This is a genomic window from Roseibium aquae (genome assembly GCF_008711285.1).
Taxonomy (GTDB): Bacteria; Pseudomonadota; Alphaproteobacteria; order Rhizobiales; family Stappiaceae; genus Roseibium; species Roseibium aquae.
On record NZ_VXDC01000005.1, the window covers coordinates 155,976 to 181,696 of the forward strand.

Annotated in this window: 23 protein-coding genes; 14 read left to right on the forward strand and 9 right to left on the reverse strand. The window is 59.9% G+C overall.

The features are described 5' to 3' along the window. Nucleotides 1-69: 69 nt before the first annotated feature. The 4 genes from F0184_RS09580 to fsa form a co-directional block, all read right to left on the reverse strand. Nucleotides 70-480, reverse strand: a complete 411-nt coding sequence (locus tag F0184_RS09580) for a serine/threonine protein kinase (protein WP_150495962.1) — start codon at nt 478-480, stop codon at nt 70-72. Nucleotides 481-626: 146 nt separating this feature from the next. Next, on the reverse strand, nt 627-842 hold the full coding sequence (gene rpsU / locus F0184_RS09585) for a 30S ribosomal protein S21 (RefSeq protein ID WP_150495963.1): 216 nt from the start codon (nt 840-842) through the stop codon (nt 627-629). 152 nt (nt 843-994) lie between these two features. Continuing rightward, a complete protein-coding gene (locus F0184_RS09590; protein ID WP_150495964.1) occupies nt 995-1,963 on the reverse strand; it encodes a tyrosine recombinase XerC in 969 nt (322 codons plus the stop codon). A gap of 105 nt (nt 1,964-2,068) precedes the next feature. Further along, the gene (gene fsa, locus F0184_RS09595) at nt 2,069-2,722 is read right to left on the reverse strand and encodes a fructose-6-phosphate aldolase (protein WP_150495965.1); all 654 of its coding nucleotides are present in this window, start codon (nt 2,720-2,722) and stop codon (nt 2,069-2,071) included. 203 nt (nt 2,723-2,925) lie between these two features. On the opposite strand from fsa, the gene F0184_RS09600 reads away from it, so the two are divergent. The 6 genes from F0184_RS09600 (at nt 2,926) to F0184_RS09625 (ending at nt 10,284) form a co-directional block, all read left to right on the forward strand. Then, nucleotides 2,926-5,124 carry a primosomal protein N' gene (locus F0184_RS09600; protein ID WP_150495966.1) on the forward strand — a complete coding sequence of 733 codons (2,199 nt, stop codon included), beginning with the start codon at nt 2,926-2,928 and terminating at the stop codon, nt 5,122-5,124. A gap of 144 nt (nt 5,125-5,268) precedes the next feature. Next, nucleotides 5,269-5,889 (forward strand): F0F1 ATP synthase subunit delta, encoded by a 621-nt coding sequence (locus F0184_RS09605; protein WP_150495967.1) that lies wholly within the window; start codon nt 5,269-5,271, stop codon nt 5,887-5,889. Continuing rightward, complete coding sequence (gene atpA, locus F0184_RS09610; protein ID WP_150495968.1) at nt 5,889-7,418, forward strand: F0F1 ATP synthase subunit alpha; 1,530 nt, start codon at nt 5,889-5,891, stop codon at nt 7,416-7,418. The genes F0184_RS09605 and atpA overlap by 1 nt, the downstream gene beginning before the upstream one ends. 32 nt (nt 7,419-7,450) lie before the next feature. Next, a complete protein-coding gene (locus tag F0184_RS09615; protein ID WP_150495969.1) occupies nt 7,451-8,335 on the forward strand; it encodes a F0F1 ATP synthase subunit gamma in 885 nt (294 codons plus the stop codon). A gap of 24 nt (nt 8,336-8,359) precedes the next feature. Then, nucleotides 8,360-9,784 carry a F0F1 ATP synthase subunit beta gene (gene atpD, locus F0184_RS09620; protein ID WP_150495970.1) on the forward strand — a complete coding sequence of 475 codons (1,425 nt, stop codon included), beginning with the start codon at nt 8,360-8,362 and terminating at the stop codon, nt 9,782-9,784. 95 nt (nt 9,785-9,879) lie between these two features. Beyond that, a complete protein-coding gene (locus F0184_RS09625) occupies nt 9,880-10,284 on the forward strand; it encodes a F0F1 ATP synthase subunit epsilon (protein ID WP_150495971.1) in 405 nt (134 codons plus the stop codon). A gap of 177 nt (nt 10,285-10,461) precedes the next feature. On the opposite strand, the gene F0184_RS09630 is transcribed toward F0184_RS09625, so the two are convergent. The 5 genes from F0184_RS09630 to F0184_RS09650 form a co-directional block, all read right to left on the reverse strand. Beyond that, a complete protein-coding gene (locus F0184_RS09630) occupies nt 10,462-10,668 on the reverse strand; it encodes a hypothetical protein (protein WP_150495972.1) in 207 nt (68 codons plus the stop codon). Between the two features lie 256 nt (nt 10,669-10,924). Next, complete coding sequence (locus F0184_RS09635; protein ID WP_150495973.1) at nt 10,925-12,544, reverse strand: NTP transferase domain-containing protein; 1,620 nt, start codon at nt 12,542-12,544, stop codon at nt 10,925-10,927. Beyond that, entirely contained in the window at nt 12,544-13,236 is a 693-nt protein-coding gene (locus F0184_RS09640; protein WP_150495974.1) for an XdhC family protein, read from the reverse strand. Before F0184_RS09640 ends, F0184_RS09635 begins: the two co-directional genes overlap by 1 nt. Before the next feature lie 131 nt (nt 13,237-13,367). Continuing rightward, a complete protein-coding gene (locus F0184_RS09645; RefSeq protein WP_150495975.1) occupies nt 13,368-13,700 on the reverse strand; it encodes an XdhC family protein in 333 nt (110 codons plus the stop codon). 124 nt (nt 13,701-13,824) lie between these two features. After that, nucleotides 13,825-15,435 carry a phosphoenolpyruvate carboxykinase gene (locus F0184_RS09650; protein WP_150495976.1) on the reverse strand — a complete coding sequence of 537 codons (1,611 nt, stop codon included), beginning with the start codon at nt 15,433-15,435 and terminating at the stop codon, nt 13,825-13,827. A gap of 450 nt (nt 15,436-15,885) precedes the next feature. On the opposite strand from F0184_RS09650, the gene F0184_RS09655 reads away from it, so the two are divergent. The 8 genes from F0184_RS09655 (at nt 15,886) to tsaE (ending at nt 25,713) form a co-directional block, all read left to right on the forward strand. Further along, complete coding sequence (locus F0184_RS09655; RefSeq protein WP_150495977.1) at nt 15,886-16,584, forward strand: response regulator transcription factor; 699 nt, start codon at nt 15,886-15,888, stop codon at nt 16,582-16,584. A gap of 10 nt (nt 16,585-16,594) precedes the next feature. Beyond that, on the forward strand, nt 16,595-18,406 hold the full coding sequence (locus F0184_RS09660) for a sensor histidine kinase (RefSeq protein ID WP_150495978.1): 1,812 nt from the start codon (nt 16,595-16,597) through the stop codon (nt 18,404-18,406). Next, nucleotides 18,403-18,876 carry an HPr kinase/phosphorylase gene (locus tag F0184_RS09665; RefSeq protein ID WP_150495979.1) on the forward strand — a complete coding sequence of 158 codons (474 nt, stop codon included), beginning with the start codon at nt 18,403-18,405 and terminating at the stop codon, nt 18,874-18,876. The genes F0184_RS09660 and F0184_RS09665 overlap by 4 nt, the downstream gene beginning before the upstream one ends. Nucleotides 18,877-18,987: 111 nt before the next feature. Then, complete coding sequence (locus F0184_RS09670) at nt 18,988-19,392, forward strand: PTS sugar transporter subunit IIA (protein ID WP_150495980.1); 405 nt, start codon at nt 18,988-18,990, stop codon at nt 19,390-19,392. A gap of 8 nt (nt 19,393-19,400) precedes the next feature. Next, the gene (locus F0184_RS09675) at nt 19,401-19,682 is read left to right on the forward strand and encodes an HPr family phosphocarrier protein (protein WP_150495981.1); all 282 of its coding nucleotides are present in this window, start codon (nt 19,401-19,403) and stop codon (nt 19,680-19,682) included. Nucleotides 19,683-20,006: 324 nt separating this feature from the next. Beyond that, nucleotides 20,007-21,395: an adenosylhomocysteinase gene (ahcY, locus tag F0184_RS09680; RefSeq protein WP_150495982.1), complete on the forward strand. Its 1,389-nt coding sequence runs from the start codon at nt 20,007-20,009 to the stop codon at nt 21,393-21,395. A gap of 243 nt (nt 21,396-21,638) precedes the next feature. Beyond that, complete coding sequence (locus F0184_RS09685; protein WP_208998408.1) at nt 21,639-24,152, forward strand: PAS domain-containing sensor histidine kinase; 2,514 nt, start codon at nt 21,639-21,641, stop codon at nt 24,150-24,152. A 16-nt stretch (nt 24,153-24,168) separates the two neighbouring features. Continuing rightward, entirely contained in the window at nt 24,169-25,713 is a 1,545-nt protein-coding gene (gene tsaE / locus F0184_RS09690; RefSeq protein WP_150495983.1) for a tRNA (adenosine(37)-N6)-threonylcarbamoyltransferase complex ATPase subunit type 1 TsaE, read from the forward strand. Nucleotides 25,714-25,721 lie beyond the last annotated feature (8 nt).

A 25,721-nucleotide genomic window follows, 5' to 3' on the forward strand; every position in this document is an offset into this window, starting at 1 on the left:
AGTGCAGTATGACCTAAGGTAAGGTGTTTCCCTGATGTGGCAAGTCGAAAAAAGAGGCAAATCCCGGGGCTATTTGCGCTCGAGGTTGTAGACCTGTTTGGTCGCGGGCAATTCCTCGTCATGCGGGACGTCCACTTCTTGAACATCCAGCATGTCACCGAAGGCCCGCACGGTCAGCACTTTGGTGCGCAGGAAACCGATCAGATTCACCGAGAGGCTACCGTCGTCGCGCAAGGTTGCCTCGGTCCAGCCCCATTTGCAGTCCCGGGGAATGCAACTGGTGAAAGCGCGGATCCGGGCTTCGACCCGGTTGTCGACGCACTTCGTTTCCACCTCGACACGCGTGATTTGCTTGGGCTCGGCATACCGGTTGACCCAGGTGCCGTGCTCCGGCAGGGGGCAATAGATCCGCTCTTGGGCGATCACCGGTGACAAAGCCGCTGAAAGCATGATCATGGCAAGAAGGACGGCAACGCGCATCAGATGACCTCCACCCGTCGGAGGGTAGGCGATCATTGTAAACCTCGTGTTAAGGAAGCCGAGGCCGGTCCTGGGAAAGCGAGGGAGTTGCCTAGCGCCAAAGGGCACGCGGCTGCCAGGTTCCGACAGCCACTCCAAGCCATGTCCTAGCGCTTTTTCAGAAGGCCTTCGCGTTGAGCCAGTTTGCGCGCTGCTTTGCGGGCGCGGCGCACGGCTTCCGCTTTTTCGCGGGCGCGTTTTTCAGAAGGCTTTTCGAAAGCGCGGCGGGTTTTCATTTCACGGAAGACGCCTTCGCGCTGCAGTTTCTTCTTCAAAACGCGGAGGGCTTGGTCGACATTGTTATCGCGTACAAGAACTTGCAAGATATCTCCTGACTTGAGTTAGCGCAGGCCTGATCCCAAGGAACGGCGCGCCGCTGGGTGAACACTTCATCCATGACAATGGAATGCTGGAACCCTAGCAGGTTCCGCGCAAATTGCACCCCCGGGGCGTGGAAAAGGCGAAAAAAGCTGCATCAGGAACCGCTGCGGGCTCTTGGGTGGGCCTGATCGTAGGCTTTCAGCAGGGCGGAACTGTCGATCTGGGTGTAGATCTGCGTGCTGGACAAGCTTGCATGGCCCAGCAACTCCTGAATGGTGCGCAGGTCTCCGCCGCCGGCGAGCAGATGTGTCGCGAATGAATGTCTCAGCGCGTGCGGAGTGGCGCTTTTCGGCAAGCCTAGCGCGGACCGCATTTTCTGCATGGCGCCTTGGACGAGCCGGGGGTTGAGCGGGCCGCCGCGCGCGCCCAGGAAGAGGGGCCCCTCCGGCGTGACGGCGTAAGGGCATCGCGCGAGATACGCTTCCACGGCTTCGACAACCACCGGGAGGATCGGGACCAGCCGCTCCTTGCCGCCCTTGCCCCGGATCCGCAGCGTTTTAGAGCCGGCCCTTGGGGCCGTTTTGCCGGTCAAGGACAGCGCTTCGGACAACCGCAACCCGCACGCATAGAGAAGTGTCAAGACGGCGGCATTGCGCGCCTCGATCCACGGTTCGCGTTCAAGGGAAAGATCGCCGGAGATCACCTCTTCCGCGTCGGGGATCGACAGCGGCTTTGGAAGGGTTGAGGCAAGGCGGGGCGGGCGGACAGCACCGGAAGCGGTGGCATCGATATCGCCTTTGCGTTCCAGGAACCGAAGCAGCGAGCGCAATCCGGACAGATTGCGCGCAAGAGACCGGTTTCCGGCTTTTGCGTCTTGCCTGCGTCTGGCCAGAAAGCCCCGGAAATCGGCGGGCCGGAGGTTTCCAAGGTCTTTCACCCCGGGCGGTTCTCCGAAGTGATCGGCCAGGAACCGCAGAAACTGGCGCACATCCCGCTCGTACGCCAGGAGCGTTTTGTCGGCGAGCCGCCGCTCGTCGGACAAGTGGTCGAGCCAGTCGCCGATCACAGCGTTCAGGTCCGGTTTGGCGTGGACCAGCAGATGGTCCGAATCAGAGTGTCCCATGGCCTTCATCTTCCCGTTGAAACGCCTCAGACGGGTTAACGGGATCGGGCCGGGTCACGAAAAGCCCGGCAATGCTGCCGGGCCATGAGCGGGTACGCGAGGCGCTTACAGAATGCTCTGGCCAGTCTTCGCCCAGTCCGCAAGGAAGGCATCCAGGCCCTTGTCTGTGAGCGGATGCTTGATCAGGCCTTTGAGGGTCGCCGGGGGCACGGTCGCGACATCCGCTCCGATAATGGCGCATTCGCGAACGTGATTCGCTGTGCGGATCGAGGCCGCGAGGATCTCCGTGTCGAACCCGTAATTGTCGTAGATCACCCGGATTTCGCGAATGAGCTCAAGACCGTCCAGGTGAATGTCGTCCAGGCGGCCGATGAAGGGCGAGATATAGGTTGCCCCGGCCTTGGCAGCGAGCAGGGCCTGATTGGCGGAAAAGCACAGGGTGACATTGGTCTTGGTGCCCTCTTCCGTCAGTTGCTTGCAGGCTTTCAGGCCATCAAAGGTGAGCGGAAGCTTGATGACGACATTCTCCGCCAGCGCGCGCAGCACATGGGCCTCACGGATCATGGTGTCGAAATCGGTCGCAGCGACTTCGGCGGAAACGTCACCGTCCGTGATCTCACAGATTTCCTTGATGACATCCTTGAATTGGCGGCCTGACTTGGCGATCAGGGATGGATTGGTCGTCACACCGTCAAGAAGTCCCGTGGCGGCCAGTTCCTCGATTTCGGCTGTGTCGGCTGTGTCGACAAAAAATTTCATATCTCACGCTCCATGAGGCGCGCGGCTGCGCGCGGTAAACATGCAAACGCGTCTGATTGCGCGAATGACTCCTGTCTGGCGGCCTCTTTACCTTAGGATGGCCCATAGAAGAACCCCGATTCGCAATGGCGGGTGCATTTTGATGTGCGTACCTCAAAGACTTTCTCGGTTACCGGCGCGTAGACGCGGGATGGGCTTTATCCGTGGCGTTTAACGACCTTCTCGGCCCAGCCGACACCATCGCGAGTGTTTTGGTTCCGGTTGCCGTTCCTGGAGCCTACACCTACCGGGTGCCTGCCGGTGAGACCGTCGTGCCGGGCACAATCGTCAAGGTTCCGCTCGGATCGCGCGAGGTCCTGGGGGCCGTCTGGGATGTGGAGCCCGACACCGGCATCGATCCGAAGAAACTGAAATACATCTCGCGGGTTTACACCCATGCGCGTCCGATCGATGCCGACCTCAGGCGCTTTGTGGACTGGGTGGCCAATTGGACGCTCGCGCCGCCCGGTATGGTGCTCCGCATGGTCCTGCGGTCCGAAGAGGCACTTGAACCCGAAGCGCCGGTTGCCGGTGTGCGCTGGGTTTCCGGCCGGCAGCCGGATCGCAAAACACCCGCCCGGGCGCGGGTTCTCGATATTTTGGGCGACGGGCTTGCCTGGACGAAGACCGGGCTCGCCCATGCTGCGGGTGTCAGCGCGTCGGTGATTGACGGTCTGCTGGCGCAGGAGGTGCTTGAGGTCATTGAGATGCCTGCCGCACCGCCGCCGCCTCAGCCGCAAATCGATTACTCCAGGGTGGCTCTGACGCCCGCGCAGCAAGTCGCCGCGGACGGCATTTGCGGGTGTTTCGAGAAGGGCCCATCGGTCTCCTTGATCGACGGCGTCACCGGCTCGGGCAAGACCGAGGTCTATTTCGAAGCGATCGCCGAAGCCTTGAGGCGCGGCAAGCAGGCATTGGTGCTTGTGCCCGAAATTGCTCTGACCGAGCAGTTCCTGCGCCGCTTTGAACAGCGATTCGGGACATATCCCGCCGAATGGCATTCGGAAATCACGCCGAAAACCCGTGTGCGCGTCTGGCGCGGCGTTGCCAATGGCGAGGTCCGCGTGGTGATCGGTGCCCGCTCTTCATTGTTTCTGCCCTTTCTGGATCTCGGACTGATTGTTGTCGATGAAGAGCACGATACGGCCTTCAAGCAGGACGACCGGGTATCCTACAGTGCGCGGGACATGGCGGTGGTGCGCGGTCATCTTTCCGGGTTCCCGGTGGTTCTGGCCTCGGCAACCCCGTCAATCGAAAGCCGGGTGAATGCCGATCAGGGCAGGTATCTGCGCTTCCTCTTGCCCGACCGCGCCTCGGGTGCGGCCCTGCCGGACCTGCAGGCCATCGACATGCGCGTGGAGGGCCCGGAACGCGGCCGCTGGATCGCCCCGGCGCTTCTGTCGGCCATCCGGCACGTTTTCGCTGAGGGTGACCAAACCCTCCTGTTCCTTAACCGGCGCGGCTATGCCCCGCTGACCCTGTGCAGAACATGTGGACACCGCTTTCAGTGCCCGCATTGCAGCGCGTGGCTGGTCGAGCACCGGTTTCAAAAACGTCTCGTCTGTCATCATTGCGGCCATTTTGAAAAGGTCCCCGACACCTGCCCCTCTTGTAGCTCCAAGGACACGCTCGCGGCCTGCGGGCCGGGGGTCGAACGGGTTGCCGAAGAGGTAGCGGATCTCTTTCCGCAGGCACGAACTCTGGTCCTGTCCTCGGACATTCAAGGGGGTCCTGACCGGCTTCGGCGCGAAATGAAGATCGTGGAGGAGGGCGGCGCGGACATTGTGATCGGCACGCAACTGGTGGCCAAAGGGCACAATTTTCCCAAAATGAAGCTGGTCGGGGTCATTGACGCCGACCTCGGACTGGCCCACGGCGATCCACGGGCGGCAGAAAAAACATTCCAACTGCTCGCCCAGGTCACGGGCCGCGCGGGGCGCGTGACCGGGGGCGGTCGGGGGTTTCTGCAAACCTACGCGCCGGACCAGCCTGTCATTCGCGCGCTGTTGAGTGCCGATCGCGATGCGTTTTATGCGGCCGAGATCGACGCCCGCAGGGCGGCGGGGCTGCCCCCCTTCGGCCGGCTCGTCGCGATTGTGGTTTCCGGGCCGGACAAGGGGCTTGCCGAAGCCTATGCCCGGGCGGTGCTGCGTTCGGCGCCCCCCGCGCAGGATCTGACCATTCTGGGCCCGGCGGAGGCGGCACTCGCCATGGTGCGTGGACGGCATCGATACAGGCTTCTGGCTCTCGCCCCGCGCCGGTTTGATCTACAGGCGTACATTCGCGCCTGGTTGTCGGCGGCACCGCGTCCGGTGAAAGGTCTGAGACTGCAGGTCGACGTTGATCCGCAGCACTTTCTGTAGGTTTTGCCAAAAATCGCCCGGAATCGTCGAAAGGCGCACTCTGGTGAAGTTGCACAGTGTGAAACCCTGTGCTAATGGAAGCGCGGCTTTGGGGGAGCGGTTTAACCGTCATACCTTCTGACCCTGAATTCATTCAACATTTCAATGCCTTGCGGATACAGGCTATCTTGCGGGCAGGGAAAGACGTCAGAGAGCTCGGACCTGGTGACTGACAACGTATCTCTCGTATCCGGCGTAGCCCAGCGATATGCATCCGCCCTCCTCGACCTTGCTGAGGAACAGGGCGTGACTGCCGGCGTGGAACGGGATCTGCTCGGCTTTGAGGCGCTCCTCAAGGAAAGTGCGGATCTCAACCGCCTCGTGAAGAGCCCGGTATTTAGCGCGGAGGAGCAGCTCAACGCGATCTCCGCACTTCTCGATAAGGCGGGCATATCCGGCCTTGCCGCGAATTTCATGAAGCTGGCCGCCAGAAACCGCCGCCTCTTCGTTCTTCCCAGCATGATCGCGTCGTTCCGTGCCCAGGTGGCCGAGCGGCGGGGAGAGCAAACGGCGGAAGTCATTTCGGCTTCCCCACTATCCGACGATCATGTTGCGGCTCTCAAGGAAGCGCTCTCCGCTTCGACGGGTAAAACCGTAACTGTCGCAGCTCATGTCGATCCCAAGTTGCTTGGCGGCCTTGTCGTCAAGGTCGGCTCCCGGATGATCGATGCGTCCCTGCGCACCAAGCTCAATTCACTCAAGTTCGCGATGAAAGAGGTCGGCTGATGGATATTCGGGCCGCGGAAATTTCCGCCATCCTCAAGGACCAGATCAAGAATTTCGGCCAGGAAGCCGAAGTTTCCGAGGTCGGTCAGGTACTTTCGGTCGGTGACGGTATCGCCCGCGTCTACGGCCTGGACAATGTCCAGGCCGGTGAAATGGTCGAGTTCCCCGGCGGGATCAAGGGCATGGCCTTGAACCTGGAAACCGACAATGTCGGGATCGTTATCTTCGGGTCCGACCGGGACATCAAGGAAGGCGATACGGTCAAGCGGACCGGGGCCATCGTGGAAGTGCCGGTCGGCAAGGGTCTTCTGGGCCGTGTCGTCGACCCGCTTGGGAACCCGCTCGACGGCAAGGGTCCGATCGAAGGTGCTGAAATGCGACGCGTGGACGTCAAGGCGCCAGGCATTCTGCCGCGCAAGTCCGTGCACGAGCCGATGTCAACCGGCCTGAAGGCGATTGATGCCTTGATCCCCGTTGGGCGCGGTCAGCGCGAGCTGGTGATCGGCGACCGTCAGACAGGCAAGACCGCGATCATTCTGGACACCTTCTTGAACCAGAAGCCGCTTCATGCTTCGAACGATGAGGGCAACAAGCTCTACTGCATCTACGTGGCCGTCGGTCAAAAGCGGTCGACCGTTGCGCAGTTCGTCAAGGTTCTGGAAGACAATGGCGCGTTGGAATACTCCATCGTTATCGCGGCGACAGCTTCCGATGCGGCTCCGCTGCAGTTCCTGGCGCCCTTCTCCGGCTGTGCGATGGGTGAGTATTTCCGTGACAACGGCATGCATGCGGTGATCGGATACGATGACCTGTCCAAGCAAGCAGTTGCCTATCGTCAAATGTCCCTGCTGCTGCGCCGTCCGCCCGGACGTGAAGCTTTCCCGGGCGACGTGTTCTATCTTCACTCCCGCCTGCTCGAGCGTGCGGCGAAGCTGAACCAAGACCATGGGTCCGGTTCTCTGACGGCACTTCCCGTCATCGAGACCCAGGGCAACGACGTGTCGGCCTTCATTCCGACAAACGTGATCTCGATCACCGATGGCCAGATCTTCCTGGAAACGGATCTCTTCTACCAGGGCATCCGTCCGGCGGTGAACGTGGGTCTTTCGGTGTCGCGTGTGGGGTCCTCCGCCCAGATCAAGGCGATGAAGCAGGTGGCTGGTCCGGTCAAGGGCGAGCTGGCGCAGTACCGTGAAATGGCGGCCTTCGCGCAGTTCGGCTCCGACCTCGACGCGACCACCCAGAAGCTGCTGAACCGTGGCGCCCGCCTGACCGAGCTTTTGAAGCAGCCGCAGTTCTCGCCGCTGAAGACCCAGGAGCAGGTTGCGGTTATCTATGCCGGCGTGAACGGCTATCTGGACACCGTGCCGGTCGACAAGGTTGGCCAGTTCGAACAGGGTTTGCTTCTTTTCTTGCGCGGGGAACATTCCGATCTTCTCGACGCGATCTGGGAGAAGAAGGCGCTCGACGATGAGCTGACGGGCAAGCTGAAAGCAGCACTCGATCAGTTCTCCAAGAACTTCGCCTAAGTTTCACGCCGGGATAAGGAGCAGGGGCGGCCATGCCGAGCCTGAAGGACTTACGAAACCGTATCGCTTCCGTCAAAGCGACGCAGAAGATCACCAAGGCCATGCAAATGGTGGCCGCGGCGAAGCTGCGTCGCGCTCAGGAAGCAGCGGAGGCCGCCCGGCCCTATGCTGAGCGCATGGGCGAGGTGCTGGCCAATCTTGCTGCCGAATATCAAGGCCGCGACGATGCACCAAAGCTAATGGCCGGGACCGGGAAGGACGACGTGCACCTGCTCGTCGTCGCGACCGCGGAGCGGGGATTGTGCGGCGGCTTCAACTCGAACATCGCGAAGCTGGCGAAAGAGCGGGCGCGCAGCCTGATTTCGCAAGGCAAGACCGTCAAGATCTTGTGCGTCGGCAAGAAGGGGTTCGACGCGATCAAGCGCGATTTCGGCAAGTATGTCGTCAAGACGGTTGAGCTGCAGGGTGTCAAAAGCGTCGGTTTCGCGCATGCCGATAATATCGGCCGCGACGTGCTTACGATGTTCGAAAATGGCGAGTTTGACGTCTGCACGCTGTTTTATTCCGAATTCCGGTCGGTGATTTCCCAGATCCCAACGGCCCAGCAAATCATCCCGGCTCATTTTGATGGGGCGGAAAAAGGTGAAAAAGCTGACGCCTCGGCGATCTATGAGTACGAGCCGGATGAAGGTGACATTCTCGAAGATCTGTTGCCGCGCAATATTTCCGTGCAAGTGTTCCGGGCATTGCTTGAAAATGCTGCATCCGAGCAAGGTGCGCGCATGAGCGCCATGGACAGCGCGACGCGCAACGCGGGCGAGATGATCGACAAGTTGACGATCAGCTACAACCGCCAGCGCCAGGCACAGATCACCAAGGAACTGATTGAAATTATCTCGGGCGCGGAAGCGCTCTGACGGGATCGAGACAAGGATAGGGACATGGCTGACAAAAAAGTCGGACGGATCACCCAGGTCATCGGCGCCGTGGTCGACGTCAAGTTTGATGACCACCTGCCGCTGATCCTGAACGCACTTGAAACAGACAATCAGGGCACGCGCCTGGTTCTCGAGGTCGCACAACACCTCGGCGAAAACACGGTTCGCACCATCGCTATGGATGGAACAGAAGGACTGGTTCGCGGTCAGGAAGTCGTCGATACCGGTGCTCCGATCGCCGTGCCGGTTGGCGAAGGCACTCTTGGCCGGATCATGAACGTGATCGGCGAACCGGTCGATGACGCCGGTGAGATCAAGGCCGAAACCCGGCGCGGGATCCACCAGGAAGCACCAGCATTCATTGAGCAATCCACCGAAGCCGAAATCCTCGTCACGGGCATCAAGGTCGTTGACCTTCTCGCACCTTACGCAAAGGGCGGCAAGATCGGTCTGTTCGGCGGTGCCGGTGTGGGCAAAACCGTTTTGATCATGGAACTGATCAACAACGTCGCCAAGGCGCACGGCGGTTACTCCGTGTTTGCCGGCGTTGGCGAGCGGACCCGTGAGGGCAACGACCTTTACTGGGAAATGGTTGAATCCGGCGTGAACAAGGAAGGCGGCGGCGAAGGGTCCAAGGCCGCTCTGGTGTATGGCCAGATGAACGAGCCTCCCGGGGCCCGTGCCCGCGTCGCCTTGACCGGCTTGACCGTGGCGGAACACTTCCGCGACCAGGGCCAGGACGTGCTGTTCTTCGTGGACAACATTTTCCGCTTCACCCAGGCTGGTTCCGAGGTGTCCGCGCTTCTTGGCCGTATTCCGTCGGCGGTGGGCTATCAGCCGACGCTGGCAACCGACATGGGTCAGATGCAGGAACGCATCACAACCACCACGAAGGGTTCGATCACGTCCGTTCAGGCCGTCTACGTTCCGGCCGACGACTTGACCGACCCGGCGCCGGCTTCGACCTTCGCCCACCTGGATGCAACGACCGTTTTGAACCGTTCCATCGCGGAAAAAGGCATCTACCCGGCCGTGGATCCGCTTGACTCCACATCGCGCATGCTCGACCCGCGCATCATTGGCGACGAGCACTATCAAGTGGCCCGTTCGGTTCAGGAAACCCTGCAGCGCTACAAGGCCCTTCAGGACATCATCGCGATTCTCGGGATGGATGAGTTGTCCGAAGAGGACAAGCTGACCGTGGCCCGCGCCCGGAAGATCGAGCGGTTCTTGTCTCAACCGTTCTTCGTCGCGGAAGTCTTCACGGGCTCGCCCGGCAAGCTGGTGGCTCTGGAAGACACCATCAAAGGCTTCAAGGGCCTTGTCGCCGGCGAGTACGATCACCTGCCGGAAGCCGCTTTCTACATGGTCGGTTCCATGGATGAAGCGATCGAGAAAGCACAGAGACTGGCAGCGGAAGCCGCCTGATTGCGAATGAGCTGGCGCGCATGGAAAAATGCGCGCCACCTGATCCGGCGGACTAACCCGCTGCCGTATGGAATGTCTGACAGGGAAAACGCCAGATGGCCGAACTGTTCAAATTCGAATTGGTCTCCCCGGAACGCTTGCTGCTGTCCGACGAGGTTCTTGAGGTTGTCGTACCCGGAACCTCTGGGGAATTCGGCGTTTTGAAAAATCACAGCCCGTTCATGTCCACGATCAAGCCTGGGATCCTCAAGGTCCGTAAAAGCAGCGGCTGGACCGAATATTTCGTCCGCGGTGGCTTTGCCGACGCCGGGCCGGGAGGCTTGACGGTGTTGGCCGAACGCGCCATTCCGGTCGCGGAGATCAAACGTTCGGATCTCGATCAGCAGATCAAGAATGCGGAAGAGGACGTAGCGGATGCCCAAGGCGATGACGCCAAGCAGAAGGCCGAGATGCATCTTTCGCAGCTGAAGGATGTTGCAGCGGCGCTGAACGCCGCCTGATCGGCTCAACTTGACCGATTTACCTCGGTTTGAAAGCGGCCCGGCGGGCCGCTTTTTTGCATTTGAACGCTGGTTACCCAAAACAAAAACCCGGCCAAAGGCCGGGTTTCAAAGTCGCGCAACGAAGGCGCAATACTGCTTTTATTTCTAAGCAGTTTGAAGTCTTGCCACCAGTGGTTAGGCCGCGCGGCGGAACGTCATGGGAATGCTGTTGCCAGACCGGCTGCGGCGGCGCTCTTCCGGCGGGATGTAGACAATGGCGCTATGCTCGTCGCAATAGGAAACGCCGGGCTGAACGCGATTCGAGCACGGAAAGGTGTAATTGCCGGTATCGCCTTCTGCCCACTTGCAGCAGCCCGGACGTGGGAGGCTCAGGGTATCCATGACTGTGTTCCTCTTCGATAGACCAAACTCAAAAACGCTCGACCATCCTTCCGTGAAGGATCCGAACAGCTCTTGACAAAATGTGGATGTAGCGGCGCTCGGGACATCATTTGAACCCGACCACAAGGGTGCTCTGCAGCAAGCGCACCGTCTAAATAAGGAGAGCGTCACAAAATTGCAATAGAAGAAGCTGGATATCGGGAATGCGGTCAACGCATAGCAAATCGGCCTCTTCAAAAAGTATTTGTTTACTTGTCTATGGCGCCGGCGGTCTTGGGGCAGCCGTTCGCGCCAGTGTCAGGTCTTCAAACGTATCGAGATCGATGCGTGCCGCATCTCCGATCTCGACCAGGAAGACCTGGTCCGCCTGCCGCTTGAGAATGTCGCGCGCACCTTTGTCCCCCTCAAGTGCGCTCAAATCGCCAAAATACCTTTTGTCCCAAAGCACCGGGTTCCCGCGCTCCCCTCTGGAGGTGGCCGAAACGATCGGCGCTCCATCGGGTGCCAGAAAGGCCGCGACAAGCCGTGACAGATCGATGGCGGTTACGTTCGGCATGTCTGCAAGAAGAATGATCGCTGCATCCGTATCGGGCGCGAGTGCGGAAATTCCTGTCCGGATCGAACTCGCCATGCCGGTTTCGTATTCGCCGTTGTGTACCCGCCGCACGGGCTGGCCGGCGATCGCGGCGCCGATCTCCTCGTCCATGTAACCTGTCACAACGATGATCTCGCTCAGATCCGCGCCGAGCGCTGCGTCGATTGTGTGTTGGAGAACCGGTTTCCCATTCAGATCGGCGAGAAGCTTGTGCTGGCCGATCATGCGGCTTGAGCGGCCGGCGGCCAGAATGATCGCCGCGATCTTCGTCCCTGTTGTTCCGGAACCTGGATCACGGGGTTGCGGCCGGCTTTCGATTTCCATAAGCAATCCGCCGACGCCCATCCCGGTGATGTCGTGCGAGGTCACCGGAAGATCGGCCAGCAAGCGGTCCAGCACCCAATCGAACCCGTTCTCCTTGGGGCTCCGGGCGCATCCCGGCGCGCCAAGCACGGGTTTGCCGTGCAGTTCGCCAAGCAAGAGGAGGTTGCCCGGATCGACCGGCATGCCGAAGTGGATGATCTTGCCGCCTGCCTTTTCGATCGATCCCGGCAAGATGTCTTGACGGTCCACGACGGCCGACGCTCCAAATAGGATCAGCAACTCCGCCCCGGCTTCGTCGAGTTCAGCAAGGGCGGCGGCCGTTGCCGCCTCTGTGTGCGGGACGCGCTTTTCGGAAAGAACGGTGCTGCCCGAAGGCCGCAAGCGGTCTTCCAAGACACGCCGTGTCTTGTCCATCGTCCCCGGTTTGAGATGGGGGAGTTCGGTCGCGACAAGACCAATTTTCCTGGCCTTGAAAGGGTGCACCGCCAAGGCGCCTTCGATGCGCGATTCCGCTTGCCTGACCAGACCTTCGGAAACCGCAAACGGAATGATCTTTGATGTCGCAACCATGCGGCCCTCGCCGACAGGCGTGTAGTTCGAGAGGGTTGCAAGGGTGATCGCAGGATCAATGCGATTGACCGCATCAACGGCGGCTTCGTCCGCGACAAACAGACCAGCCCAACCGGCATGAAGGTTCACGCGTCCCGTGAAGGACGCACCGGGGACGAGTCCGGTAGCGCTGGCGGCCAATGCAATGCGGTGCGCGGCGGTGTCTTCGTCGATATCGCTGTGCGCAAGGCGGGCGACCACAATCTCTGCGATCCCGGCATCCCGAAGCGCGCCGCAATCCTCGGCGCTGAGAACGTGCCCCTTCTTCAGGGTTCTTCCAGCAATCCTGGTCGAATGAGCAAGCACGGTGCCCACGGCGGCAGAGACCGGGATCGGCCCAAATTCCATCAAGCAACCTCCATTGGACGCCGCAGCGCTTTTACGACCGAAGCCAGAACCGCGACCGCTATTTCCGGCGGCGATGACGCCCCGATGTCGAGGCCAATCGGCGCATCAATTGCGCTGATATCGGCTGCCCCAATGCCGGCCTCGGCAAATCGCTCCATCCGTTTGGCATGGGTTTTCCGGCTGCCGAGCGCCCCGACATAAAAGCAGCCGACCCGCAGCGCTTCCTGCAGTGGAAAATCGTCGATCTTGGGGTCATGGGTCACGGCCGCCAAGGCGCAATAAGGGTCGAGTGGCTCCGTCTTGAGCACATCTTCTGGCCACTCCGCATGAAGGGCCACGCCGGGGAACCGGTCCGGCGTCGCGAAAGCGGTCCTCGGGTCAATGACGGTGACATTGAAACCGGCAATCTGCGCCATGGGCACCAGCGCCTGTGTGATGTGGACCGCACCGATGAGCACAAGGCGGGGCGGGGGCACGGACACCGTAAGAAAAGCCGCTCCGCCATCCCGTTCCACCATGCCGGATGTGCCTGACCGGAACCGCCGGGCCAGTTCATCGGCGAGGGGATCATCGGTAAAGTCGTCGGCCCAACGGATCAAGCGTTGACCGCCACCGGCCATGTCCGAGACCAGGATAGCCGCCCGCCGCGTTGCGCGTTCCTCGTTCAGGGCCGAAAGGAGCGAAAGATCCATGAATTGACTCGTATCCGAAGGGTTTCAGTTTGTCAGGAGTGCCAAGGGCGAACCAGGGAACCTGGGTCGCCGAAACCGGGCCGCCCTCTGGTGCTGGCTACACGGAAAATGCGCCAACGCGCGCGCGGCTTTTATACGATAGGCTCGACATAGACACGGATCCGGCCGCCGCAGGACAGTCCCACTCGCCATGCCGTTTCATCCGCCACGCCAAATTCCAGCGTCGTTGGCTTTCCGGTTGTGATGACGTCTATGGCCTCCGAGACCACCGCCCCTTCCACACATCCTCCCGAGACGGAGCCTTCGAAGTTGCCCTCCGCGTCGATCACCAGATGGGACCCGACCGGGCGCGGCGCCGACCCCCACGTTTCAATGACGGTTGCCAAAGCGGCTTTCCGGCCGGCCAAAGTCCAGGATTCCGCAATGCCAAGCACATCCGGAACAGCCTGTGTTGTGTCGCTCATTTCGAGCCTCCCGAGTTTCCGACATGAATATAGGCGGGATGTCGGTCGAGCGAAACCGGGCACGAAAAGGGGCGGGCCCCTGCGCGCCCGCCCCTTTTCAGCTGAGATGACCCTGGTGTCCTTGTTACTCCGCCGCGGCTTGCAGCACGGGCGCTGCGTCCCGCACGGCACCGTCGACGTGATTTTCAAAGCTTGCGAAATTGTCGACAAACATTTGCACGAGTTTTGCTGCCTGAACATCATAGGCGGTCGTGTCGGCCCAGGTGTCCCGGGGATTGAGAATGGCCTGTTCCACGCCATCAACGGCGATCGGCACCGCGAATCCGAAATAGGGGTCGGTCCGGAAATCGGCTGCATTGAGCGACCCGTCGAGGGCCGAATGCAAAAGGGCCCGGGTGTCCCTGATCGGCATCCGGTGACCGACGCCGTAGGCCCCGCCGGTCCAGCCGGTGTTCACGAGCCAGCAGTTGACATCGTGCTTTGCGATCAGATCCCGCAGCAGGTTGCCGTATTCGGATGAATGGCGCGGGATGAACGGCGCACCGAAACAGGTGGAGAAGGTGGCTTGCGGCTCGGTCACGCCTTTTTCCGTCCCGGCAACCTTGGCGGTGTAACCCGACAGGAAATGGTACATCGCTTGAGCGGGGGTCAGTTTGGCGATCGGGGGCAGGACGCCGAAGGCATCCGCCGTCAGCATGATGATTGTCCGAGGGACCGGTGCGCGGCCGGTTGCGCTGGCATTCGAGATGAAATGGATCGGATAGGCCGCGCGTGTGTTTTCGGTTTTCGACCCATCGTCGAAATCGGGCACACGGTTGTCGTCCATAACCACATTTTCAAGAACGGTTCCGAATCTTTGGGTGGTCGAGAAGATCTCCGGTTCGGCCTCCGCGGACAGCTTGATGGTTTTGGCGTAGCATCCGCCTTCAAAGTTGAAGACGCCGTCCTCGCTCCAACCGTGTTCGTCATCGCCGACCAAGGTCCGGGAGGCGTCAGCGGACAATGTTGTCTTGCCGGTTCCGGACAATCCGAAAAACACGGCGGTGTCGCCCGTCGCGCCTACATTTGCCGAACAATGCATCGACATGATGCCTTTGGCGGGCAGGAGATAGTTGAGGAAGGTGAAAACGGACTTCTTCATTTCACCCGCATAGGACGTTCCGCCAATGAGAACGATTTTCCGAGTCAGGTCGCAGGCGATAACCGTTTCGCTCCGGCAGCCATGGCGCGCCGGATCCGCCTTGAAACTCGGCAGATCGATGATGGTCATCTCCGGCACGAACGTGGCAAGCTCGTCACGCCCCGGACGCAACAGAAGGTTGCGGATGAACAAGGAGTGCCAAGCGTATTCGGTATAGACCCGGACCGGAAGCCGATGGACCGGGTCGGCGCCACCGTAAAGATCCTGGGCGAAGAGGTCCATGCCGCGTGCGTGGGCTTTGAAATCCGCCAGAAGCGTTTCGAACTGCTCCGGCGTCATCGCGGCGTTGTTGTCCCACCAGACCGTGTCCTTCGTGGTTTCGTCCTTGACCACGAATTTGTCTTTCGGAGACCGGCCGGTATGCGCCCCGGTGTCCGCGACCAGCGCGCCGCCAGCCGACAGTCGGGCCTCGTTTCGTGCCAGGGCATACTCGTAAAGTGCGGGCTCAAGCTGGTTCCAATAGAGTCTGTTCAAGCCGGTCAGGCCGAAAGCCTCGGTTCCTTGGGAGGGGTTCCTCACACCAATTTCCTGCATAATCCCGCCATCCTCGCGATCTGGGCTTTTTGTATTTTGCGCTGCAAAAGAATTTGCGCGTGCCGTGCCATCGCCAATTCTACTGGCACGGGGTATCGGAACGTAAAGCATGCGCAGATCTGCAACAAGGTAGCCAAAAGATCGAAACTGGACTTTAATCGATTAAATAATGACTGGAGTGCGGATTTATTTAATTTGGATGATGTAAAAATTCGGAGTTGCGAACTCGGCAGTAGATCTTTTGGTTCAGCCGTTATTGGGGTTTGGAATATTTGTTCCATATCGGCCACCCATCATTCAGCCGGGTTTGAGAGCGCCCAAGGACGGTCCTGTCTTCGGCAAAACGGGACATCGCCATATTTTATGCTTATTTTGGGCGCCTTAGAAACCTAGGATCCACGAGCCGGACTGTGTGCTGGCGAAAAACTGGAATTGGGACAGATAACGAACATGCCCACCATTGCCTTGGTCGACGATGATCGGAATATTCTCACGTCAGTCTCTATCGCGCTGGAATCGGAAGGTTACCGTGTTCACACTTATACGGACGGCAGTGCCGCGCTCGAGGGGCTTCAAACCGACCCGCCACAACTGGCGATCTTTGATATCAAAATGCCCCGGATGGATGGCATGGAGCTTTTGCGCCGCCTGCGCCAGACATCGGACTTGCCGGTGATCTTTCTCACATCCAAGGACGATGAGATCGACGAATTGTTCGGCTTGAAAATGGGGGCCGACGATTTCATCCGGAAGCCGTTCTCGCAGCGCCTTCTGGTCGAGCGTGTCCGCGCGGTTCTGCGACGGGTCCAGCCCAAGGAAGCCGGCTCTTCCCGCCCAGACGCGGAAAAGCTGCTTGAGCGGGGTCAGCTCGTTATGGACCAGGAGCGGCATACCTGCACGTGGTCCAACAAGCCTGTGACCTTGACAGTGACCGAGTTTTTGATTCTTTCGGCCCTGGCCCAAAGGCCGGGCGTCGTCAAAAGCCGCAATGCGCTGATGGATGCCGCTTACGACGATCAGGTCTATGTGGACGACCGGACAATTGACAGCCACATCAAGCGGCTGCGCAAGAAATTCAAGATGGTTGATGACAGTTTCGATATGATTGAGACGCTCTACGGGGTTGGTTACCGGTTCAAGGAGGTCTGAACCAGCCTGAATGGTTGCAGAGACCGAAAAAATCGACGGTGTGGCGGATGATCCGTCAGAGCCTTCTGACCGGGCGCACATCCGCCGTTTGTACAAGCGCCGTGTCCGGCGGCGCATGCTGTCGCGGATTGGCAGTTTCATCGGGACATATGCGTTATCCTCGCTGACCCGCCGGATCCTGGCGATCAACCTGGTTGGATTGGTCGCTTTGGTGATCGGGATCCTCTATCTCAACCAGTTCCGCGCCGGGCTCATCGACGCCCGGGTGCAAAGCCTTCTGACCCAGGGCGAGATCATCGCTGGCGCAATCGCGGCCTCGGCCACGGTCGACACGGGTGCGATTACCGTCGATCCGGAGCGGCTGCTCCAATTGCAGGCTGGCGAGAGCGTGGCTCCTGGTGGTGATGATCTCGAGATCCTTGACTTTCCTGTCAATCCCGAACGGGTTGGCCCTGTCCTGCGCCGGCTCATTTCGCCGACCAAGACCCGTGCGAGGATTTATGATCCGGACGGGATCCTCATCCTGGACTCCAGGCATCTCTACTCCAGCGCGCAGATCCTGAGATTTGACCTTCCCCCACCCAACCAAGAGGAAACAGGTTTTTTCGAAGAAGCCTGGCAGTCTTTCAAGATCTGGCTGCGTCAGGGTGAGTTGCCGATCTACGAAGAGGTTGGGCCGGGGGACGGGCGCGCTTATCCGGAAGTGGAAGCCGCGCTTGCCGGCTCTCCGGCCAGTGTCGTTCGGGTGTCGCAGCGCGGCGAGTTGATCGTGTCCGTCGCCGTGCCGATCCAGCGCTTCCGCGCGGTCCTGGGCACGCTTCTCTTGTCGACACAAGGCGGGGATATTGACGCAATCGTCCGCGCTGAGCGCATTGCCATCATGCGCGTTTTTCTGGTTGCCGCCACGGTGACCATTCTTCTTTCGATCCTTCTGGCCGGCACGATTGCGGGACCGGTCCGCCGGCTCGCGGCGGCGGCCGACCGGGTCCGCAAAGGGTCGAACTCGCGTGAGGAAATTCCGGAATTTGCCGACCGCCAGGACGAGATCGGGCATTTGGCACGGTCTTTCCGGGACATGACGAACGCGCTCTACAACAAGATCGATGCGATTGAGCAGTTCGCGGCCGATGTGGCGCATGAACTCAAAAACCCCTTGACCTCACTGAGAAGCGCGGTCGAAACGCTGCCTCTTGCGAAATCGGATGAGTCACGCGGCCGCTTGCTGGAAATCATCCAGCATGATGTGCGGCGCCTTGACCGTCTCATCAGCGATATTTCCGATGCCTCTCGTCTGGATGCGGAATTGGCCAGGGCTCAGGCCGAGCCGATCGATCTGGCTCTTCTGCTGCGGGCAATCGCGGACGCGGCGAACCAGAGAGCAGACAAAGCTGAAACCGAAGTCCTGTTGACCGTGGCCGATGCTCCCGGACCGAACCCCTTCCGCCTGTTGGGCCATGATATCAGGCTTGGTCAGGTCATCAGCAATCTCATCGATAATGCGCTGTCGTTTTCTCCGGCGGATGGCACCGTTCGGCTTGGTCTTGCGCCAGCGGGTCGGTTCCTGCAGATCACTGTGGACGATGACGGGCCGGGCATCAGGGCCGAAAATACGGACCGGATATTCGAACGCTTTTACACGGATCGCCCGGACGGTGAGGGGTTTGGCAACAATTCCGGGCTTGGCCTGTCCATCTCCCGGCAGATTGTCGAGGCCCATAGAGGGACGATCCGTGTGGAGAACCGGACTGAAACCGATAAAAAAACAGGCAAGGAAAAGGTCTGCGGCGCTCGGTTCACGATCTTGCTGCCGAAAGAACCATGATCGAGACATCCCCCACGATCCATGCCAGTTGTGTCGTGATCGGGACCGTCGGCCTTCTGGTTCGGGGGGCGTCTGGGGCCGGCAAGTCCAGCTTGTGCGACCACCTTATCGAAGCGGCCTTGCGGCGGGGGCATCATGCGGGCTGGGTGTCCGATGATCGGACGGTGCTCCTGGACGATGGCGGGCGGGTTGTTGCCAGAGCGGCCAAAGGGCTCGAAGAGCGCTTTGAGGTTCGCGGGATCGGCATTCTGCGCGCGCCGTTCGAAAGACGGGCTGCAATTGACATGATCATCGACATCTTGCCGCTCGAGGATCTCGACCGTCTTCCTGAAGATGCGCAAATGTCGCAATTGCTCAATGGGGTAGTCTTGCCCCGCGTTCCGGTTCTGCTGAACAGTCCTGAAGAAGCGCTTCGGCGGATCCGCTGGGTTCTGCGCCGGGTTTTCCCGCAAAGGCCGGACTACTTTTAGGGATATCTGTCCGATTTTGCTTGCAACGGACACAGGGGTTGCCGAGAGTGCGGCTTCGATCCTCTTGGATCGATCAGGAGCCTTAAAACACTGACTGGATCGCTAAACGGGATGATCGGACTAGTTCTTGTTACACACGGACGCCTTGCGGAGGAATTCAAGGCCGCGTTGGAACATGTCGTCGGGCCGCAGGAGCAGGTCGAGACCATTTCGATCGGTCCGGACGATGACATGGAGCAACGGCGTTCCGATATCCTTGGCGCGGTCGAGGCCGCGAACAGCGGTCAGGGCGTTGTGCTGCTGACGGACATGTTCGGGGGGACGCCTTCCAATCTGGCAATTTCGATCATGGATGGAAAATCCGTCGAGGTGGTCGCCGGTGTGAATCTGCCGATGCTGATCAAACTGGCGAGCGTGCGCGCGGAGCGAACCTTGTCTGAGGCCGTGGATGAAGCGCGGCAGGCCGGGCAGAAATACATTTCCGTCGCCAGCCAGGTCCTGTCGGGTCAGAACTGACGGACACGATGAGCGCTCCTTGTTTGGAAAAAGACGTCACCATCGTCAATCAGCGTGGTCTCCACGCCCGCGCCTCCGCCAAGCTGGTCAAGCTGGTCGAAACCTTTGACGCGCAGGTCCTGGTCTCCAAGGACGGCCAGTCCGTTGAAGGAACATCGATCATGGGGCTCATGATGCTGGCGGCCAGCCGGGGATGTTCGATCCGTATTTCCGTGACAGGAAACAATGCCGACGACGCCATGGCGGCAATCTCCGCGTTGGTCGAAGGCGGGTTTGGCGAAGAAGACTAGAGACGCCGCTCACCTCTCCCTTTCGCTGCGCATCATTTGGCTGGCGCGACCGGATATGGGGTCAAAGGCCGCCAAATGGGACAAACCGTGCTCGGGGTTTGCTTACTCGAGCATTCACAATGATTTTTTTATCACATAAAGAATTCTTTATATCTTTATTGCAGGTTTTGGGCTGCGGGGTTATAACTCCGGCCGGCAGCCGCCTGAAGCGGGACGCGCATTGCGGGCACTCGTTGTCCATAGCGCCCACATGACCGCTTCCCGGGCAGCTTCACAATCCGAAGGCACCGGCTTAAGGGCCGGTTCGAAAAGCAGGGAATTTCCATGACCGATTACATCATTAAGGATATTGGCCTAGCCGATTGGGGCAGGACCGAAATCGAGATTGCCGAGCATGAAATGCCCGGTCTGATGGCCTGCCGGACGGAATTCGGAGATGCCAAACCGTTGAAGGGCGCGCGCATTGCCGGCTCCCTTCACATGACGATCCAGACCGCGGTCTTGATCGAAACGCTGGTTGCGCTTGGCGCCGAAGTCCGCTGGGCGTCTTGCAATATCTATTCGACCCAGGATCAGGCTGCCGCAGCGATTGCGGCCGCGGGCATCCCGGTCTTCGCCATCAAGGGTGAAACCCTCGAGGAATACTGGGCTTACGCCGACAAGATTTTCGACTTCCCCGAAGGCGCCAACATGATTCTGGATGATGGCGGCGACGCGACGCTTTACATTCTGATTGGCGCGCGTGTCGAAGCGGGCGAAACGGATCTGATCGAAAATCCGAAGTCCGAAGAAGAAGAAGCGCTGTTTGCGCAGATCAAGAAGCGTATGGCCGCCAATCCGGGTTGGTTCACCAAGCAGCGCGATTTGATCAAGGGCGTTTCCGAGGAAACGACAACTGGCGTTCTGCGTTTGTACGAAATGCAGAAAAAGGGCCTGCTGCCGTTCCCGGCGATCAACGTCAATGACAGTGTGACGAAATCGAAATTCGACAACCGGTACGGCTGCCGCGAGTCATTGGTCGATGGCATTCGTCGCGGTACCGACGTGATGATGTCGGGTAAGGTTGCCGTTGTGTGCGGCTATGGCGATGTTGGCAAGGGCTCGGCCCAGTCTCTGGCCGGCGCCGGCGCGCGCGTGATCGTGACGGAGATCGACCCGATTTGCGCGCTCCAGGCCGCGATGGACGGTTTTGAAGTCAAGACCATCGAACAGGCGCTCCCGGAAGGCGACATTTACGTCACCGCAACGGGCAACAAGGACATTATCACCTTCGACCACATGCGTGGCATGAAGGACATGGCGATCGTCTGCAACATCGGCCACTTCGACAATGAGATTCAGGTCGCGGCTTTGAAAAACACCAAATGCCGGCCGGTCAAGGATCAGGTCGACATGTATGAGTTTCCGGACGGAAAGCGGATGATCCTTCTGTCGCAAGGACGTCTGGTCAACCTTGGCAACGCAACCGGCCACCCGAGCTTTGTGATGTCGGCCAGCTTCACCAACCAGGTTCTGGCCCAGATCGAACTCTACACTAAGGGTGATGTCTACCAGAACGAGGTTTACGTGTTGCCCAAGCATCTCGATGAGAAGGTGGCCCGGTTGCACCTTGAGAAACTCGGCGTCACCCTGACGGAGCTTTCGGACGAACAGGCGGATTATCTGGGGATTCCGCCCCAGGGACCGTTCAAGTCGGAGCACTACAAATACTGATTTTCCGAGCGCTTATAGCTATATCTAGTAGCGCTTTAAGTCACAGCTGATGCATTGGTTAACGGGATTCATCGTTTCGGTGGGTCCCGTTAACTTTTCGATAAGAGACTCTTCAGCGCGATTCCCAAAAAGGTTATGGTTTTAACGAATCAGAGGCCAGGAGGCGAACGTCTTTGATTCAGTCCGGGTTTTCCGGAATTTTCCGGGTTCTCCGGGCAAATGGCGGGTTAAGGGGATCACAGGATGCCGATCGGCAGCTTGGGTGGCGCGCATACCGGCGCGGCGCGGCGAAGATGGAGTCTATCTTTTGCAAGGCTTTTGCCGGCTGCGGCCGGTCTGTTGCCTTTCACGGGCATGCCTGCTTCGGCCTCGGATCTCATCTCGGTTTCGATGGCCGCGATCCAGCCTGACACCATGATGTTGTTTGGCGCTTTTGGCGGGGTTTGCGCCTTTGCCGTGACCGCCGCGGTCGCCTTTGTCCGCCATCGCAGGGTCTCCGGCAAGCTGGCGGACCGGTTGCGCCGGGAAAAAAGCGAGTTGAAGCTCCGGGTCGATCGGCTGGAGGCCATGCTCAACACAGACGAACAGCGGTTGATTGTGTGGACCGGCACGGGCGACCTCCCGCAGATCTGGGGCATCCTGCCCGAAGCGTCCGGGGTCCCGCGCGCCACCAGCCAGCTTCTGGCCTTTGGGCATTGGCTGACCGCAAAATGTGCCTCAGACCTCGAGCGCCGTCTCGACACTTTGTTCAGCTCCGGTGAGGCCTTCTCAGTGACCTTGAAAACAAGGATCGGGAGCTATGTCGAAGCCGTCGGCCGCACCACCGGAGGGGCGGTTGTGCTCCGCCTGCGCGATCTGACGGGTGAGCGTCAGATGCAAGCCGAGCTGGCTGCCCGCAACGCGCGCATTTCCGGTGAGCTCCATATGCTGCATGCGCTCTTGAACGCGATGCCGGCGCCAGCCTGGCAACGGGATGCCGAAGGGCGGTTGATCTGGGCGAACCATGCCTATGCCTCGGCGGTCGATGCGATCGATGTTACAACGGCGATCAGCGAGCGTTCGGAGTTTCTCGATGGCGCGGCTCGGGCGGCGATGAAGCAGGAGCGCGACGATGACGGATGTTTCCGGTCCCGCATTCCGATCGTTGTGTCCGGGGAGCGTAAGGTCTACGCCGTAACCGATGTGGATGCCAATGTCGGCGGCGCCGGCATCGCCATAGACGTCAGCGAGCTTGATCAGGTGCGCAAGGAACTGACGCGGGCCGAAGACTTCCACGGCCGCACGCTTGATCAACTTGGAACGGCGGTGGCCATCTATGGCGGCGACCGCCGTCTGCAGTTCTACAATGCCGCCTTCAGCCAGCTTTGGGACCTTGATCCGGCCTTTCTCGAGGGTAGGCCGGAGGACGGTGCCGTTCTCGATATGCTCCGGGCTTCCCGCAAGCTGCCCGAGCAGGCCGACTACCGCGTTTGGCGGAACAACATGCTCGAGAGCTATCAGTCTTTTGAAGCGACCGAGAATTGGTGGCATCTCCCCGATGGGCGAACCCTGCGGGTCATCGCCAACCCGCATCCGCAAGGTGGTGTCACGTATATCTATGAGAATGTGACAGAGCGACTTGATCTTGAAAGCCGCTACAACGCGTTGATCCGTGTGCAGGGCGAAACGCTGGACCACCTTTCCGAAGCCGTCGCCGTGTTCGGGTCCGATGGCCGGCTTCGACTCTGGAACCCGGCCTTTGGTCAGATCTGGAGCTTGACCGAGGATCAGCTGAGCGACAGTCCGCACATAAAGTCCCTTGTGCAGACCTGTGCCATCCGTGAGGAGGAAGAACGCGCATGGATGCAACTGGCCGAAAGCGTCACCAGCGTCGTGGACACCCGGACCCAGATCTCCAGCCGGATGGAGAGGCATGACGGGGTTGTCCTGGATTTCGCGACGGTGCCGTTGCCTGACGGGGGAACCCTGATCACCTTTGTCGATGTTACGGACAGCGTGAATGTCGAACGCGCCCTGATGGAGAAGAACGAAGCTCTGGAGCAGGCCGATCACATAAAAAGCGCCTTCGTCCAGCATGTTTCTTATGAATTGCGCTCGCCGCTGAACAATATCATTGGCTTTGCCGAGCTTCTCAGCGATCCGCGGTTCGGCGATCTGTCCCAGAAGCAGAGCGAGTACGCCAGCTACATCATGTCGTCGTCCTCGGCGCTGAAGGCGATCATCGACGACATTCTGGATCTTGCGACGCTTGACGCGGGGATCATGGATCTCGACTTGTCTGAGGTGGATGTTGCGGCCGCCGTGCAAGCCGCGGTGGAGGGCCTCAAAGATCGGCTGGCCGAGGCTCAGATCGATCTGCGCACGCATATCCCCTCGGACATTGGAAATATTGTTGCCGATGAAAAACGGCTTCGCCAAATCCTCTACAATCTGATTTCGAATGCGGTTCATTTCTCGCAGGAGCGGGGGACGGTCGACGTGTCCTGCAGCCGGAAGAGCCAGTCGGTGGAGTTTGTGGTCAAGGACAACGGTGTCGGGATTCCGGAAGAGATTTTGCACCAGGTGTTCAACCGTTTCGTCGGTCATGACAACGGTGCACGCCGGCAGGGGGCAGGTCTGGGCCTGGCAATTGTCAAGAGTTTCGTTGAACTCCACGGCGGGCATGTCGATATTCATTCGGCCGAAGGGCAAGGCACGGTTGTGACTTGTACTTTTCCTGCAAAGCCCGAACGCGCCGGTATTATCGCGGCCGAATGATCGTTGAAGGCCCGCCATGCCCAATCAGGCCCCTGTCCAGCTGAACAACCCGTTTTTGTCAGTGTCCCTGCCAGATGAAGCCGCCACCAGGCGCCTGGCGGAAGATCTTGCCGCAATTCTGAAGCCGGCTGATCTCGTGTTGCTGTCCGGGGATCTGGGCGCTGGAAAATCGACCTTCGCCCGCGCGATCTTGCGAGCCCGCGCCAATGACGATGAGCTGGAAGTGCCAAGTCCGACTTTCACATTGGTCCAGGCCTACGAACTGCCTCAGTTCCCCGTTTCTCATTTGGATCTTTATCGTCTCGAAGAACCGGGGGAGGTCCTGGAGCTTGGCCTTGACGACGCGTTGGAAACAGGCGCGGCTTTGGTGGAATGGCCGGAAATGGCCCTGGGGTATTTGCCCGACCCCTGTCTTTGGCTCCAACTGACATGCGATCCGGACGGTGACGCACGGACCGCCGAATTCCAATCGGCCTGCCCGGACTGGCGCGCCCGGCTGGAGCGGACCCGTCAAATACGTTCGATGGCCGATGCCGCTGGTCTTGCGGAAGGGCGCCGTCAGCTTCTCAAGGGGGATGCCTCGTCCCGCCGTTTCGAGCGCATAACGGGGCCGGTCACAAGTGCGATCGTCATGGATTGGGCTCCGGCGACCGGGGCGGCCGCGACGCCCGAAGCACTGGCCTATAATGAGAGTGTGCACCGTGCACCCGATTGCCGGTCCGTATTGGCCCTTGCGGCTGAGTTGCGTCGAAACGGCTTTCCAGCGCCTGCGGTTTTGAACGCGGATGCGGACCAGGGCCTTCTGGTTCTGGAGGATTTCGGTGACGAGACGATTGCGCCGGATGGCACGCCGGATCCTCTCCGGTATCGGAGCGCGATCGATCTGCTCGCGAAATTGCATGCAACGAGGCTGCCCAGCACGATTGATTATTCCGACGGCGGCACCTACCGGATCCCAGGCTATTCCCGGGAGGCGTTGATTACCGAAGCTCTTCTGTGTTGCGATCACTTCGTTCCCTGGAAGCGTGGACAGGCCTGCCCGCCGAACCGCCGCGCCGCATTTTGTGAAATTTGGGACCGGGCTTTCAAAGAGATCTCCGGAAGCGAAACCGGTTGGGTGCTGCGGGACTACCATTCTCCCAACATTCTCTGGCGCGGGAATGAGGCGGGGCTTGGCGGATTGGGACTGATCGACTTCCAAGACGCCGTGATCGGCCCAACCGCCTATGATGTTGCCTCGCTCACTTTCGATGCGCGGGTGGATGTGCCCGAGGCGCTGGAAACGGTGCTGAAGAATGCTTATCTCTCGGCTCGGAACCAGAACGGACCGGTTCTGGACAGCGATTTGTTCGATACTGCCTATGGCGTGATGGCGGCACAGCGTTGCACCAAGATCCTTGGAATATTCGTGCGCCTTGCCGAGCGGGACGGGAAGGCGGACTATCTGCGCCATATTCCGCGGTTGATTGGGTACATGCACCGCATTCTCTCCCACCCGGTTCTGGGGGATCTCAAAACCTGGTTCGAGAATGACATGTTGCTCGACAACGCGGCAGATTAACGGAGCGA

Excerpts from the sequence above, each read along its gene's own strand:
- F0184_RS09580 (WP_150495962.1), bottom strand. The coding sequence starts at position 480 with ATGCGCGTTGCCGTCCTTCTTGCCATGATCATGCTTTCAGCGGCTTTG.
- F0184_RS09590 (WP_150495964.1), bottom strand. The coding sequence starts at position 1,963 with ATGGGACACTCTGATTCGGACCATCTGCTGGTCCACGCCAAACCGGAC.
- fsa (WP_150495965.1), bottom strand. The coding sequence starts at position 2,722 with ATGAAATTTTTTGTCGACACAGCCGACACAGCCGAAATCGAGGAACTG.
- F0184_RS09605 (WP_150495967.1), top strand. The coding sequence starts at position 5,269 with ATGCCTTGCGGATACAGGCTATCTTGCGGGCAGGGAAAGACGTCAGAG.
- atpA (WP_150495968.1), top strand. The coding sequence starts at position 5,889 with ATGGATATTCGGGCCGCGGAAATTTCCGCCATCCTCAAGGACCAGATC.
- F0184_RS09615 (WP_150495969.1), top strand. The coding sequence starts at position 7,451 with ATGCCGAGCCTGAAGGACTTACGAAACCGTATCGCTTCCGTCAAAGCG.
- atpD (WP_150495970.1), top strand. The coding sequence starts at position 8,360 with ATGGCTGACAAAAAAGTCGGACGGATCACCCAGGTCATCGGCGCCGTG.
- F0184_RS09625 (WP_150495971.1), top strand. The coding sequence starts at position 9,880 with ATGGCCGAACTGTTCAAATTCGAATTGGTCTCCCCGGAACGCTTGCTG.
- F0184_RS09630 (WP_150495972.1), bottom strand. The coding sequence starts at position 10,668 with ATGGATACCCTGAGCCTCCCACGTCCGGGCTGCTGCAAGTGGGCAGAA.
- F0184_RS09635 (WP_150495973.1), bottom strand. The coding sequence starts at position 12,544 with ATGGAATTTGGGCCGATCCCGGTCTCTGCCGCCGTGGGCACCGTGCTT.
- F0184_RS09640 (WP_150495974.1), bottom strand. The coding sequence starts at position 13,236 with ATGGATCTTTCGCTCCTTTCGGCCCTGAACGAGGAACGCGCAACGCGG.
- F0184_RS09645 (WP_150495975.1), bottom strand. The coding sequence starts at position 13,700 with ATGAGCGACACAACACAGGCTGTTCCGGATGTGCTTGGCATTGCGGAA.
- F0184_RS09650 (WP_150495976.1), bottom strand. The coding sequence starts at position 15,435 with ATGCAGGAAATTGGTGTGAGGAACCCCTCCCAAGGAACCGAGGCTTTC.
- F0184_RS09655 (WP_150495977.1), top strand. The coding sequence starts at position 15,886 with ATGCCCACCATTGCCTTGGTCGACGATGATCGGAATATTCTCACGTCA.
- F0184_RS09660 (WP_150495978.1), top strand. The coding sequence starts at position 16,595 with ATGGTTGCAGAGACCGAAAAAATCGACGGTGTGGCGGATGATCCGTCA.
- F0184_RS09665 (WP_150495979.1), top strand. The coding sequence starts at position 18,403 with ATGATCGAGACATCCCCCACGATCCATGCCAGTTGTGTCGTGATCGGG.
- F0184_RS09670 (WP_150495980.1), top strand. The coding sequence starts at position 18,988 with ATGATCGGACTAGTTCTTGTTACACACGGACGCCTTGCGGAGGAATTC.
- F0184_RS09675 (WP_150495981.1), top strand. The coding sequence starts at position 19,401 with ATGAGCGCTCCTTGTTTGGAAAAAGACGTCACCATCGTCAATCAGCGT.
- ahcY (WP_150495982.1), top strand. The coding sequence starts at position 20,007 with ATGACCGATTACATCATTAAGGATATTGGCCTAGCCGATTGGGGCAGG.
- F0184_RS09685 (WP_208998408.1), top strand. The coding sequence starts at position 21,639 with ATGCCGATCGGCAGCTTGGGTGGCGCGCATACCGGCGCGGCGCGGCGA.
- tsaE (WP_150495983.1), top strand. The coding sequence starts at position 24,169 with ATGCCCAATCAGGCCCCTGTCCAGCTGAACAACCCGTTTTTGTCAGTG.